Annotated in this window: 12 protein-coding genes; 7 read left to right on the top strand and 5 right to left on the bottom strand. The window is 56.6% G+C overall.

From position 1 onward, the window contains the following. The first annotated feature begins 74 nt into the window (after positions 1-74). The 3 genes from dnaE to trxA all read left to right on the top strand — a co-directional run bounded on the left by dnaE (position 75) and on the right by trxA (position 4809). Positions 75-3794 (top strand): DNA polymerase III subunit alpha, encoded by a 3720-nt coding sequence (gene dnaE, locus HMPREF1640_RS00175; RefSeq protein ID WP_036891385.1) that lies wholly within the window; start codon positions 75-77, stop codon positions 3792-3794. Between the two features lie 202 nt (positions 3795-3996). Then, entirely contained in the window at positions 3997-4410 is a 414-nt protein-coding gene (gene tsaE, locus HMPREF1640_RS00170; protein WP_036891384.1) for a tRNA (adenosine(37)-N6)-threonylcarbamoyltransferase complex ATPase subunit type 1 TsaE, read from the top strand. An 84-nt stretch (positions 4411-4494) separates the two neighbouring features. Beyond that, positions 4495-4809, top strand: a complete 315-nt coding sequence (gene trxA, locus HMPREF1640_RS00165) for a thioredoxin (protein ID WP_036891383.1) — start codon at positions 4495-4497, stop codon at positions 4807-4809. 576 nt (positions 4810-5385) lie between these two features. Here the strand turns inward: trxA and HMPREF1640_RS00160 are convergent. The 3 genes from HMPREF1640_RS00160 to HMPREF1640_RS00150 form a co-directional block, all read right to left on the bottom strand. Then, complete coding sequence (locus HMPREF1640_RS00160) at positions 5386-7734, bottom strand: putative porin (protein WP_036891382.1); 2349 nt, start codon at positions 7732-7734, stop codon at positions 5386-5388. Next, on the bottom strand, positions 7735-7959 hold the full coding sequence (locus tag HMPREF1640_RS00155) for a hypothetical protein (protein ID WP_036891381.1): 225 nt from the start codon (positions 7957-7959) through the stop codon (positions 7735-7737). It lies immediately after the preceding gene. Positions 7960-8052: 93 nt separating this feature from the next. Beyond that, positions 8053-8379, bottom strand: coding sequence for a hypothetical protein (locus HMPREF1640_RS00150; RefSeq protein ID WP_036891380.1), 327 nt, complete (start codon positions 8377-8379; stop codon positions 8053-8055). 210 nt (positions 8380-8589) lie between these two features. Between HMPREF1640_RS00150 and HMPREF1640_RS00145 the strand changes: the two genes are divergently transcribed. The 3 genes from HMPREF1640_RS00145 (at position 8590) to HMPREF1640_RS00135 (ending at position 9861) form a co-directional block, all read left to right on the top strand. Further along, positions 8590-9096, top strand: coding sequence for a gamma carbonic anhydrase family protein (locus HMPREF1640_RS00145; RefSeq protein WP_036891379.1), 507 nt, complete (start codon positions 8590-8592; stop codon positions 9094-9096). 191 nt (positions 9097-9287) lie between these two features. Beyond that, on the top strand, positions 9288-9521 hold the full coding sequence (locus HMPREF1640_RS00140) for a YecH family metal-binding protein (RefSeq protein WP_036891378.1): 234 nt from the start codon (positions 9288-9290) through the stop codon (positions 9519-9521). 40 nt (positions 9522-9561) lie between these two features. After that, positions 9562-9861, top strand: a complete 300-nt coding sequence (locus HMPREF1640_RS00135; RefSeq protein ID WP_036891377.1) for a thioredoxin fold domain-containing protein — start codon at positions 9562-9564, stop codon at positions 9859-9861. Positions 9862-9962: 101 nt separating this feature from the next. Here HMPREF1640_RS00135 and HMPREF1640_RS00130 read toward each other — a convergent pair whose 3' ends face one another. Continuing rightward, entirely contained in the window at positions 9963-11483 is a 1521-nt protein-coding gene (locus HMPREF1640_RS00130) for a sulfatase (RefSeq protein WP_231565804.1), read from the bottom strand. 224 nt (positions 11484-11707) lie between these two features. On the opposite strand from HMPREF1640_RS00130, the gene HMPREF1640_RS00125 reads away from it, so the two are divergent. After that, positions 11708-12619: a DMT family transporter gene (locus HMPREF1640_RS00125; protein ID WP_036891375.1), complete on the top strand. Its 912-nt coding sequence runs from the start codon at positions 11708-11710 to the stop codon at positions 12617-12619. An 18-nt stretch (positions 12620-12637) separates the two neighbouring features. On the opposite strand, the gene HMPREF1640_RS00120 is transcribed toward HMPREF1640_RS00125, so the two are convergent. Then, on the bottom strand, positions 12638-13945 hold the full coding sequence (locus HMPREF1640_RS00120; RefSeq protein WP_036891374.1) for a phosphatase PAP2 family protein: 1308 nt from the start codon (positions 13943-13945) through the stop codon (positions 12638-12640). Positions 13946-14127: the final 182 nt, after the last annotated feature.

The raw sequence follows: 14127 nt of genomic DNA, 5'->3' as shown, positions 1-14127 counted from the left end.
AACCTTTTTTGTATTATTCTTTTGGTCATATCGCTATTAAGCCGTAACTTTACACCTATAAATTTTATTCGGACATGGAAGATTTTGTGCATCTGCACGTACATACGCATTACTCTGTGCTTGACGGCCAGTCTAAGGTGAGGTATCTTGTGGACAAGGCTATCAAGGACGGCATGAAAGGCATGGCCATCACGGATCACGGGGTGATGTATGGCATCAAGGAGCTTTTTGATTATTGTTCCGTCGTGAACAAAAAACGGGTCAAGGAGGGGCTTGAACCTTTCAAGCCCATTCTCGGATGCGAGATGTATGTGGCCCACCACAACAAGGAAGACAAGGTCAAGGAGAATGGCGACGCGTCCGGATACCACCTTATTGTATTGGCCAAGAATTACCAAGGATACAAGAATTTGATCAAGATAGTGAGCAGGTCTTGGGTGGACGGCTACTATTACAAGCCGCGCACAGACCGCGCCGACCTCGAGAAATACCATGAGGGGCTTATCGTTTGCTCGGCGTGCATTGCCGGTGAGGTGCCCGCCAAAGTGCTCGACGGTGACTTGGAGGGTGCCCGGGAGGCTTGCCAGTGGTATCACAGGGTGTTTGGCGACGACTACTATCTGGAGTTGCAGCGGCACGAGGTGAAAGACCCCGCCATCCGCGCCAACCGCGAGGTGTTCCCTTTGCAGCAGAAAGCTAACAAGGCGCTCATGGAGTTTGCCAAGGAATACGGCATCAAGGTGGTGTGCACCAACGACTGCCACTTTGAGGACCAAGACACCGCCGAGGCCCATGACCACCTGCTATGCCTGTCGACAAGCAAAGACTTGGACGACCCTTTCCGCCTGATGTACACCAAGCAAGAGTGGTTCAAGACAAGAAAGGAGATGAACGACGTCTTCGCCGACGTTCCCGAGGCCCTGAGCAACACGCTTGAGGTGCTCGGCAAGGTTGAGATGTACAGTATAGACAACGGCCCGATCATGCCCTATTTCCCCATTCCAGAGTCGTTTGGCACGGAGCGGTCGTGGCGCGAGAAATACACAGAGGCTGACTTGTACAGGGAGTTCACGACAGACGAGAACGGCCAAAATCCCCTGCCCGAGGACGAGGCGCGCAAGGTCATCGACCGTTTGGGTGGCTACGACAAGATTTACCGTATCAAGCTCGAGGCCGACTATTTGGCCAAGCTGGCCTATGATGGGGCGAGGAAAAACTATGGCGACCCACTGCCGGACAACGTCAAGGAGCATATCAATTTTGAGCTCCACGTGATGAAGACGATGGGTTTCCCGGGCTATTTCCTCATCGTGCAAGACTTCATCGCCGCCGCCCGTAACGAGCTTGGCGTGTGGGTGGGCCCCGGGCGCGGCTCCGCGGCAGGCTCCGTGGTGGCCTACTGCTTGGGCATCACGAGGATAGACCCGTTGAAATACGACCTGCTGTTTGAGCGCTTCCTAAACCCGGACCGCGTGAATTTGCCCGATATTGACACCGACTTTGACGACGATGGGCGCGGCAAGGTGCTCAGGTGGGTGATGGACAAGTATGGCGAGGAAAACTGCGCCCATATCATCACCTATGGCAGTATGGCCACCAAGAACTCTATTGCCGATGTGGCCCGCGTGGAACGGCTGCCCCTTGAGCGTGCCAACATGCTGAAAAAAGCCATACCAGACCGTCTTCCTGACAACAAGAAGATGAACTTGACAAATGCCATCGAGTATACACCCGAATTGCGAGAAGCCGAGGTGTCGACCGACCCGCGCGAGCGTAACACCATCAAATACGCCAAGCAGCTGGAGGGAACGGTGCGCGGAACGGGCATCCACGCGTGCGGATTTATCATCTGCCGGGACCCCATCAGCGAATGGGTGCCGGTGTCAACGGCCGACGACCCTGACTTCCCCGAGTTGAAATGCGCCGTCACCCAATACGATGGCCACGTCATAGAGTCGACCGGGCTCATCAAGATGGACTTCCTTGGGCTGAAGACTCTGTCAGAGTTGAAAGAGGCTTGCAAGGTCGTGGAGCGCACAAGGGGCGTGAAAGTCGACATAGACAACATTCCCATCGACGACGAGATGACCTACCAACTCTACCAGAAGGGGCGCACCATCGGCACGTTCCAGTTCGAGTCGCCGGGCATGCAGAAGTACCTTAGGGAGCTTCATCCCACCGTGTTTGAGGACCTCATTGCCATGAATGCGCTCTACAGGCCTGGGCCAATGGATTACATCCCCGATTTCATCAAGCGCAAAAACGACCCCACGCTCGTCACTTACGACATACCGTGCATGGAGAAATACCTCAAGGACACATACGGCATCACTGTGTATCAGGAGCAAGTGATGTTGCTGTCGCGACAGTTGGCCAATTTCACGCGAGGTGAGAGCGACGCCCTGCGCAAGGCTATGGGCAAGAAGAAAAAGGACATTGTGGACCGCATGAAGCCCAAATTCATCAAGCAGGGGTCGGCTAACGGCCACGACCCAAAGGTGCTTGAGAAGATATGGGGCGACTGGGAGAAATTTGCCTCCTACGCATTCAACAAGTCGCACGCCACGTGCTACTCGTGGGTGGCGTACCAGACGGCCTACCTTAAGGCCCATTACCCCGCCGAGTACATGGCCGCGCTGATGACGCGTCGGTTCTCTGACATAGGCGAGATAACCAAGCTCATGGAGGAGTGCAAGGTCATGGGCATTCCCACGCTCGGCCCAGATGTCAATGAGAGCTTCGTGGAGTTTGGCGTGAACGGCAAGGGCGAGATCAGGTTTGGGCTGTCTGCCATCAAGGGCATGGGCTCCGCGGCTGCCGAGGCCATCGTGAGGGAGCGACAAGACAATGGCGCGTACAAGGATGTTTACGACTTCGTGGAGCGTGTCAACCTGCGCGACGTTAATCGCAAGGCTCTCGAGAGCATGGCCCTCAGCGGCGGATTAGATTGTTTCGGACTGATGCGCGAGCAGTATCTTGGTGTCAACGCGCGGGGCGAGTCGTTTCTTGACAGCCTTGTCAGGTTCGGCCAACAGTACCAGCAAGAAAAGGCGGCGGCGGCAAACACGCTGTTTGGCGATTTTGCCTCTGATATCACCATCGTCACCCCGCCGGCTCCCAAGGCTGTGTCATGGAGCGCCATTGAGAAGCTTGGCAAGGAGAAACAGTTGGTGGGCATTTACCTATCGGCGCACCCGCTGGACGATTACACCCTCGTTCTTGAGAGCCTTTGCAACACCACCTGCGCCGAGGCTGGCAATCGAGAGAAATTCCCTGAGTTGGCCATGCGTAGTGAGATCACGTTTGGTGGCATTGTCACCAAGGTGACGCAGCGTTTCAACAAGCGCGGGGAGCCATTCGGCATCGTCACTATGGAGGATTTCGAGGGGCCGGGCGAGATAGCCCTCTTCGGCGAGGACTGGGGCAGATGGGGGGCGTGGCTCACCGAGGGCAGTGCCGTTTTCGTCACCGCCAAATGCGTCAAGCGTTTTGCCACAAGCCAATATTTCTCCATGGTGATACAAAAGATAGAGTATTTGCAGACGGTCAAGGACAATCGCTTGGAGCGTTTCACCATCCATCTCAAGAGCGCCCGCATAGACGATGACGTGGTGAACGACGTGCTGTCGATGGTGACGGACGCACCCGGCAAGACCGAGCTGTATTTCAACGTCAACGACGAGGAGACCAATACCAACGTGCTTTTGCGCGCCAAGGCCGGGCGCATAGAGGTGAGAAAGAGTTTGGTACGATACGTGAGCGAGCGCGAGGGCATGAGTTACACGGTTAATTAATTCAAAATTTATATTTTTTCAATTCACAATTCGGTGCGCGCGACGGCTGTAATAGGCGTACGTTCAGGATGGCCCTGACAAAAACTCGCTCGCCATTGCCCCTGCGGTTTTTCGGCGCTTGCGCCCATCCGTCTGCCTTTAGGGGCTTTTAATAGATATTAGGCAATTCGTAATCGTAAATTCGTAACAAAATTTTCATAACATGCAGATTAAAATTAAGTCATTGGAACAGATCCGCGAGGCGGCTCATGAGTTTGTCCAACACATCGGAGACAGCACGGTCTTCGCCTTTTACGGCAAGATGGGGGCTGGCAAGACCACGTTTATCAAGGCCGTATGCGAGGAGCTTGGCGTGGACGAAGTGATCACCTCGCCCACCTTCGCCATTGTCAACGAGTATCGGTCGGCCACGACAGACGAGCTCATTTATCACTTCGACTTTTATCGTATCAAGAAGCTCGAGGAGGTTTACGACATGGGGTACGAGGATTATTTCTACAGTGGCGCGCTCTGTTTCTTGGAGTGGCCCGAGCTTATCGAGGAGATCCTGCCCGGCAATGCCGTCAAGGTGACTATCACCGAGCTTGAGGATGGCAGCAGGGTGGTGGAATGTTAATATTTTCGGCCTATTATTTGTGAGGCTGGATGTATTTGCATATCTTTGCAGAAGTTACAATCATTAATAACGAAAGGTAAAACTATGGAAGTGGAAATCACGTCAGAGAATTTTGAGAATTATAAGAATGGAGACCTGCCATTGGTAATGGATTTGTGGGCCACGTGGTGCGGTCCATGCCGCATGGTAAGCCCAATCATGTCAGAGCTGGCCAAGGACTACGACGGCAAGGTGGTCATTGGCAAGTGCAACGTGGAGGACAATGATGACATAGCCATGCAGTTTGGCGTGCGAAACATTCCCACGGTGCTCTTTTTCAAGGGTGGCCAGCTGGTCGACAAGTTTGTCGGCGCGGCCGCCAAGGAGAAATACGCGGAGAAAATAGACGCCCTGCTGTAAGTGGGGAGCCCGATCATTACATGCTTGGGGTGTCACGCTTTTGGTTTGTGCGTGGCGCCCCAATTGTTTTGAGGCGCGCGGCGCCATTCGTCACCCCTTGCGCCGCGCATGTTCTTGTGGGCGGCTTCGTGTCGTTGGGAGAGGGGCGCAATGTCTAAAAGCGTCGGTGTTGGCTGCGCGGAGTGTAAAAAATGTTCATGTGTTTTCGCCATCTGTCGCGGTCTCTTTTTAGAGCGCGAAAACAAGATTTTTAGGCGTTCGCCTCCTTGTTTTGGCCCGACGCCGTTTCCGGGATTGTCCGATTGGGGCTTAATGGCACGGCGGTTCGCGCTTGATCGCGCGGAGAATGGTGACCAAACGCTCCGCCTTTAGGGTCTCTTCACGGTGCGAAGAATGCCTAAAGGCGGAGTGTTTGATTGATAAATTGGCTTGGGAATGTTGTTTTTCAACATAAAGACGTGACACATAGGTGGTTACAAAAGTGGCCCATTTTGGGTGTATTTGCGAGCCAGCCTTTGCCTGTTTGCGAATACGCCCAAAATGAGCCACATGTTGTCACGAAATTTCAACGTGTTTTTAGTTGTAGAAGTTCCAGCTCACGCCAAGGCGCAACACCCTTTCGTTGAGCGGGTAGTGTGGCGTGAGAAAATATCTTTTGTTGCCCGAGCCGGCGTTCAGGTGGCTCATCATCACGAAGAACCGGGTGTGCTTGAGGTGGAAGTTGGCGTAAACGTTCACGATGGGATAGTTTCCGGTAGCCACCTTCTCGGCGTTGGCCTGCGCGGCATACTGCCCTATGCCCGGCACGTACTCGGGCGCGTTGTATGAGGTGAAGTAGCGCGCGTCGGCCCCGAGATCGCAACTCAGCACGCGCGCCACCCTGAACCGCAGGTACAGGTTGGTGTAAGCGTTGAGCAGTGGCAGTGGCAAGGCGGTGTCGTCGCTCGATTTTTGGAGGGTCAGCGATGTCTCCCAGTTGAGTGGGCCGAGCGTAAACTCTTGTGTCAGCCCGGCTGTCAGCAGGCTGACAGGTTTCGCGCTCTGCCTCACGCTCACGTTGTTGAAGAGGCGGGCGTTGTTTTTCGTGGTGTAGCCTATGGCGAAATAAGTGTAGTTCCTTATCAGGTCGTAGGCCACCCTCAAGCGTGTCCTTGTCTTTTGGTAGCCCAACAGCCCTTGCGCCCGTATGTGGTCGTAGTGGGCGAGGCCCTCGTTGTCCCACCAGAAGTGCCTGCTTTGGTAGTGCCTGTAATAGAAAGAGGGCCGCTCGTGATGGTAAAAGCCAGACGCGGCCAGCGTCACGGTGTCTTTGAACAACGGGAAGTTGAGGTCCACTCCGCCATCCACCTTCACGCTTCCGATGTCGGCCCCCACCACGCCAAACTCTCCCACGGCGTTGTAGTGCAATGTCTTGCCTTGCGCCTTGACGATCTGGCCGCCCACGTACACGGAGTGCTCGTTCCATGAGCGCGTGGCGTCGGCGTCGGGCAGCGTGAAATGCCTGAGCTCGTGGGCGGCGAAAATTTTCAGTCCGGCCTTGGCCCATTTGTTGAAACCCTCGAGCATGGAGATGGCCAAGGTGTTGCGCAGGCTCCAGTGCTTGGTCTGGTCGTATATGGAGTCGCCGGCGCAAGTCTCGTTCACGGCGAAGTTGTCAAGGTAAAAATCCTTGGGCGTCTGGTATGCTTGGTATATGCGTCGGTAGTGGTGAAAATCCACGGTGTGTATGAAACTCGTCACGGGCACGTATTCGTTTTTCATCCACGTGGTGTCCTCGGCTCGCTTGTTCCCGGCGGCTATGAGGCTGTCGGCGACTGCCTTGCTGCCCACGGCCACTCGCCCCGCTCTGGCTGTCGGGTCGGCTGGCTGCCCGTTGGCCGGCCTCTTGCCGTCTTCCGCCACGGTCGCGTTGGCCGGCCGGCCGGCGAAAGTGGGGCTTTTGCCTGTCCGGTTCTCGTCTACGTCGCGTCCCTCTCGCTTGGCGTCTTTGATGGCTTTTTCCTTGGCGGCCTTTTCCTCCGCTTCTTTTTTGGAGGCCATGGCGAATTTCTTGGCCTCTATCTCGGCTTGGGTCATGGGCACCTTGCGGTTGTAGCCCAAGTTGTACCGGTGCGAGAGAAATACGTGCCGGTTGTCGTTGCGGTTCCAGTTTTGGCTCAGGGCCGTCGGTATCTCTGACGATTGGTAGTTCTCGTTGAATATCTCCGGGTGCGTGATGTAATCGTCATTGGTGATGCCGCCGTTCTCGGTCACTTTCTGATGGTTGGTGCTGGCCAGCAGGTGCGCCTCGTACCGGTCGCCGATGTACGAGCCGTATAGTGAGAAATTGAGGTGTGAGGTGGCTTGCTCGTTGTAGTATCCGCGTGCGTACAGGTAGTCGGCCTTGAAGCCCGCGCCCAGTTTCTTGCCTGCGTTCACGGCGAACGATGCGGTGAGATGGTCCTCGCCGTTGGTGCGGTTGCCGCAATTGTTGTAGCTCAGGTTGGTGAATGGGGAGAGCGTGTTGGTGAAACGGAAGTTTTCCACCGGCGTGACGATATAGTCGTAAGGCTGCGCGAAGATGAACTGCCCGCGCTCTTTCCGGTCCGTGAACACGCGCGCCATCCTTGGCGCCCCAAGGTTTCCGGTGGTGTTGTACTCGCCCCTGAGCCCCGTGGAGAATATGGAGTTCATGTACATGTAGGGCACGGTATCTGGCACGACGGTGTGGCGGTCGCCAAATCGTGGGTCCACGGTCCATGTGTACAGGCCTTTGGGTATCTCCTTGTCGGCGTTGGTGGAGTCGGTGGCGTTGCCGTTGTCGCCTTGTTGTCTCAACGTTCCGTCTTCGCGCGTCTCGTTGTGCCTGCCTTGTTGTCGCGGCGTCTGCGCCATGGTGGGCATGAGTGAGAGCGAGAGTATGAAAATAGAAAAGAGCGTTTTCATTTAGTGCAATAATCGCATGGCCGTTTCTACAATCTTGAAAACCATCGCTACCAATATGACGATGGTTCCAATGGCGTGATCGCCAAAGAAGTATATCAACACGCCGATCACGGCTCCGGCCATAAATATGGCGTTGAGCCAGTTGCGCAGCTTGAGGGTCGGGTCTTCTGGCGCGGGCCTTTTGTGGTGTCGCGGTTCCTGCATGTTTGGGTTTTCGTTGTCCATGGGTGATGGTGTGAGATGTGGGATGAATGTTATGGGGTTAATATTTCACGTTGAGCGCCTTGCGCGCGAGACCGAATATGTAATCCTCGCGTCCTATGGTCTCGCGCCTGGATTTGCCCGGGCGTTTGGTGGGCTTGTCGCCTTTTCGCGCAAGGGCCTGTCGGTCCCGTTGCCCATTGCTCGGCCGTCATGCCTGGCGCGTCTTCCTCGAGCTTGGACACCAACCTGCCGTCCACCTCGGGCGCGGCCCCGGCGAGGTATTTTTTGGGGGTCGCCCATCTTCGCCTTTTTCCCGGAGCCGTTGTCTCTCTCGCTTCCCGGGTTTTCTTGCGGCGGCTCCTCTTTTGGCGGCTCCCATGTGTTTAGAGCCATGGCCATGAGCGGAAGGCATGCCGGAAACGCCGTGAAAATCTTCTCCATGGTGGAGCGACTGCGTGTGTATAGGTGGCAAAATTACTAAAATATGTTGTATCGTGGGCTGCGCGCGCGCATTTTAACTTTTGTTACTAAGCGCGGGGCGGTGTTTTTTTTCGTGTCGCGCCACAATATGTCGTCACTTGCCGGTGTTATCATAATGAGGGACGGGCGGCCCTTCTCCATGGCTTGCCCCCTCCCGCGACAACAAAGACCATGACAATGATATTGGAAGTGAAAGGCAAACGCCCCTCTTGGGGGCGAGCGTGCTATATCGCCGGCAACGCCACGTTGGCAGGCGACATAGTGATGGGCGATGATTGCTCGGTGTGGTTCTCGGCCGTGCTGCGTGCCGATGTGGACGCCATACGCATAGGCGACAGGGTGAACATACAAGATGGCGCGTGTATCCACGAGTCGGGCGGCGCGCCCACGATACTTGAGGACGACGTGTCAGTGGGCCATTTGGCCAACGTGCACGGCTGCGTGGTGCGCCGCGGCGCGCTTGTGGGCATGGGCGCCACGGTGCTCGACCATGCCGAGGTGGGCGAGGGCGCCATCGTTGCGGCCAACGCGCTGGTGACGCAGGGCACCAAAATAGGTCCCGGCGAGATTTGGGCCGGCTGCCCGGCGAGGTTCGTCAAGAAAGCTAAGCCCGGGCAAGCCGAGGAGTACGCGCGCCACTACGTGGAGGCCAAGGCATGGTATCTCGCCAACGAATGAGCCTCGCGCGTGGCCTCGCGCGCCCGGGAGGCCGCCGGGCGACGGCCGCCAGGCAAACCTGTCATGATGGGGCGCGACATATAATATAAGTTAAATGACGGCGCGCCGCATGCCGTTCCGCGAGGTTTCGGCCTTTGTGGCATTATCTTTGTATGCTAAAGGTTAGTATAAACCCTAAAAATGATTAAGACATGACACACGGACACGAAGTCCTCCACATGATGGAGGGCCACAGTTACGCCACGCGCGAGGAGCTTATAGAGGCCATAGAGGAGAAGTTTGGATCAGACGAGCAATTTTGTACATGCTCCGCCGCTGGCATGAGCGCGGCCCAATTAGTAGAATTTCTTGAGGCGCGCGGCAAGTTCAAACCTGCCGATGGCGCTACGTTCACGGTGGACTCGTCGAAGATTTGCAAGCATTGACACACAAATTTTTAACCCTAAAACACGTGGAGGAATAACGATGATTAAAATTTATGGTATGAATACGTGTCCCGACTGTGTGGCGCTCGAAGCCCAAGTTAAGGACAACCCTCGCTACGAGGTGCACGAGATCGGCTCGCATGTGCGCGAGCTCAAGGCGTTTTTGCGCATGCGCGACACCGAGCCCGCGTTTGACGCGGTGAAGCGCAAGGGCACGGTGGGCATACCCTGCTTTGTCTTGGAGGACGGCACCGTGACGCTGTCGGCCAAGGCTGCCGGACTCACGCCGGCGCCTCGCGGCGAGACTCCGTCGTGCAACATTGATGGGTCTGGCTGCTAACCGCGCGCCCATGCGCCCATTTTTATCATTAAAGCCCTAACTTTCCGCCCACGATGCCATGTCAACGCAGGAGCGAAGTTAGGGTTTTTGTGTCGTTTTTCTCATCTTGTTTCATCCGGCCAAGGGCATGGCAGGCCAGTGCTTTTGAAGAATGGGCGTTGAGCCTGCGTGTCGCGCAGGTATTTTCCCAACATGGAGGAGAGCCGGCGCACCATCCGTGGATGTGTCGCCGCCATGTCGTTACGCTCGCCAATGTCTTGCTTGATGTCGTAAAGTTCCTTGCGGCCAGTCTTGTAGTTGTACACCATTTTCCACTCATTGTAGCGTATGGCGCAATTCAGGCTGATGCCCGGGCCCTCGTTTCCCCAAACGTTGGGATAGTTCCACACCAAGATCCTGTCTTTCGACGGATTGCCCGTGTTTGTCAAAAGGGGCACAAAACTGCGCCCGTCCACCACTTGTGGCACTTTGTACGCGTGTATGTGCGCCATTTCCAATATGGTGGGAAAGAAGTCCTCGATAATCAGGTAGTTGTCGCACCTGCTCCCGGGCTTCACCTTTCCTGGCCATTTCACAATCATAGGCTCCCTGATGCCGCCCTCGTACATAGAACCTTTGCCACTGGCCAACGGCGCGTTTTGGGTGAAGAGCGGCTCGTCTCGCCAAGCCTTTCCGGTGGCGTAACCGCCGTTGTCGCTCATGAAGAGAATGATGGTGTTGTCGGCCTCGCCGTTTTTCTCCAGCCAGTCCATGATGTCTCCCAAACTTTTGTCCATGCCCTCGATGAGCGACGCGTACGCCGCCTCCTTGTCTGACATGCCCTTGCGCGCGTACTTGGCGAAGTAGCGGTTGTCTCGCTCTATGGGTATGTGCACCGCGTAGTGCGCCATGTTCAGGTAGAATGGCTGTCCGTAGCGTTTCGCCTTGTCCAAAGCCTTCAAGGCCTCTTGGGTGAGAGCCTCCGTCAGGAAAGTGCCCGTGCCCCAGTATTGGTTCAGGCCGGGAATGGCAAAGGGCGACGTGGGTGTGCCGTCTGCCTTGTGCCCATAGTTTCGCTCGCTCAGATAGGTGGCTTGCCTGCCACCCGCGTGCCCGGCGATGTTCACGTCGAAGCCCCATGCGTTGGGGTTCTCGCCCGGCGTGTCGATGGCCCCCCAGTGGGCCTTGCCGCAGTGTATGGTGTGGTATCCGTTCGCTCGCAACAGTTGTACGTAAGACGTTGCCACGAAAGATTGTGGTATGCCCTGCACGGGGCTGATGCCGTTCACGTTCCAATTGGGCGTGGCCACCTCCGCGTCTTCGCAGTCGGTGGATTTCCCTCGCTCCAAGGTCCAGTTGGTGACACGGTGCCGCGCGGCGTTGGCGCCGGTCATCAGGCTGCACCTCGACGGCGAGCTGATGGGCGTGGCGTATGCCTGGGAGAACACCATGCCTTGCCGGGCGAGACGCTCCATGTTGGGAGTCTCGTACAGACGGTTGAGCCGTGTGGGTTGCGTCCAAAAGGGTACGGAGGTGTCTTGCCACCCCATGTCGTCCACCATGAACAGTATGATGTTTGGCTTTTTGTCTTGATGGTTGCTGTTCTCGTTCGTGTTGCTTGCGCGCTCGGCTCCGGCCGGCATGGGGAGCGCGGAGAGCAGGCATAATGAATAAAGGCTGCTGTGTTTCATCGTTTGATTGTTTTAGAGAAATATTTGTTGCAAAGATAAGCATTTGCAACTATACTATAATCCAAAATGTGCCATTATTTCCGCTTCGCGTGGGTTGTCGAGGCTTTTTCTATGTTATTGGATGCCCTAACAAGGATAAAATGGTTATCTTTGTAATTCATTTTGGAAATTGTGACATGGATAACAAAAGCATATTCCAACGCCCCGTGTGGGTGTCCCTGTTCGCGCTTACGGCGGCCGTGGCATGGGGCTGGGCATACCCCCTTATCAAGTTGGGTTTTGCCGAGTTTGGCATCTCTGCCTGCATGACGGGCGGCAAGATGGTGTTTGCCGGCGTCAGGTTTTTCTTGGCTGGGCTGCTTGTCTTGTCACTGGCGCGCGCCAAGGGCCTGAACTTTCGTGTCAGGCGAGGCGTCGACTGGTGGTTCATATTGCTGTTCTCGTTGGTCAACACCACGCTGCACTACGCTTTTTTCTATTTCGGGTTGTCGCGCGGCGAGGGCTCGCGCTCAGCCATTCTCAACTCGCTCAGTGTCTTCGCCGTGGTGGTCATGGCCTGCTTGTTTTTTAAGAGCGACAGGATGACCATGCGCAAGATAGTGGGCTGCGCGGTTGGCATGGCCGGCATCGTGTCGCTCAGCCTTGGCGGAGCCGACAGCGGCCGGTTCACGTGGGCCGGCGATGGCATGATCATCCTCAACGCGCTCTGTGGGGCTTCGGCCTCGTTGCTCATCCGCGGGCTGGGCCACCGGGTCGACGTGTTTGTCGGCACGGGCCTCTCGCTCACCATCGGCGGCGCGCTCCTTGTCGTGCCAGGCGCGCTCATGGGTGGCCGTTTGGCGTGCGTCACGTGGATGGGGTGCCTCTATTTGTTCTTGCTCATAACCATCAGCGTGGTGGGCTTCACCTTGTACAACAAGTTGCTCACGTGCAACCCCGTGGGCAAGGTGGCCATTTTCAACTCGCTCATACCCGTGGTGGGCGCCGTCACCTCGTGCCTGTGCCTTGGCGAGGCGTTTCATCCCAAATATGCCTTGGCCGGTTTCCTCGCGGCGTCGGGCATCTATATCATCAATCGCGGCAAGTGACGCGCGCCGCCGTCATGTTCAGAAATTCACCGCGAACGCCGTTCCCCACACCATCATGTGAATGTACTTGGCGCTCATCCTGCTGTGCGGTGGCAGCAACAAGTAGTCCGCGAAGAGCCTGATGCCATAGTGTGCGTTCTCGCGTAGCGTGAGCCATGCCCCCGTGTCATAGCACGCGCCGTCCTTGGTTGGTAACACATGACCGCCGATGGTCAGTTCAGGGTATCTCACATAGCCACCTAACAGTTTGCCGCCCAAGCGCACGCGGCTTGACAATGGGTACGAGAAATATCCGCCACCCATGAGTGTCAACGCGTGGAAAGTGTTGTCTTCCAAGTTGTTGTTCTCGTTGATGATGAAAGAGTTTGACACGGCCAGTCTTCCGCCAGCGCCGATATAAGGTGAGAAGTAATAGGCTCCCTCCACGCCTGCCGAGCAGCCTGACGTGGTGGTGAAAGCGTGCCGCTTGTCTATGTCATACTTGCTCAATGGCACGTTTAGCCCGAGGCAAACGCTGAAAAACGATGGGCGGTCAAATCGTCGTGGCGCCCTCGCGAGGCGTGTGTCGTTGTCTTGGCTCCTCCCCAGCAGCAGGTCGGCCAAGGCGTACCCCGCCTCGGTGGACAGTATGCCTACGCCGGCTCCCACCATCACGTCGCTCAGCCAGTGCCTGTTGTTGGCCATGCGCATCAGCCCGGTGGCCGTGGCCACGCCGTAAGCCCCCACGCCCACCCATGGGCTGACGTGGCCGTACTCCTTGTCGAGCATGGCGGCCGCCATGAACGCCGTGGCCGTGTGGCCGGACGGAAACGAGTTGTTGGTCGAGCCGTCGGGGCGCGGCGAGCGCACGGTGTACTTCAGCGCGTTCACCACGCCGCCCATCACCGCCCACGACATGGCGTGCGCGGTGAGCATGCGCCCCCACGAGTCGCGACTTTTCACGCCCATCGCTTTCATGCCGTACATGGCCACCGCCGGCGCGTATTGCAACAGGTTGTCGGCGCCGTGCTTGAAATGGGGCGCGTAGTCATCGCGCAGCTTCCTGAAGTGAGTGTCTTGCCTACGCATCAGCAATCCCTCCACCACCAATGGCGCGCTCAGCATGGTCGCGTTGGCCCATGACGGCAGTTGGCGCACGATGGCGCCGGCACGCCCGAGGGACTTTGCCACAGCCGTGTCCGCGCTTGGGCAGGTGGGCCGCGCCACGCTGTCGGCGGCCACGTGGATGGTGTCTTGCGCGCGAGCCGCGTCCACGCGACACCAACCTGACAGCGTGGCAGCGCACAGCGCGATGTTAACCAATTTGTGTCTTGTCCTGAAAATCATACTTGCTCGTTACTTTGTTTTAGTGTCGCCAATATGCCGCCCACCGCGACGCATGACATACGCACATGGTCAAATGTCTTTTTTTAGCTCGCTCGCCCATGCGCTCGCTCGCGTTGGCCCGCGAAAAAGACGCGGCTGTTGTTAGAGTCGCGCGAATCTTGTTTGTATATAACGGCGGAGGT

Origin of the sequence: Prevotella sp. S7-1-8 (assembly GCF_000758925.1) — a bacterium.
Taxonomy (GTDB): domain Bacteria; phylum Bacteroidota; class Bacteroidia; order Bacteroidales; family Bacteroidaceae; genus Prevotella.
Note: the sequence above shows the minus strand (reverse complement) of the source record. Positions and strands in the feature narration are given on the sequence as shown.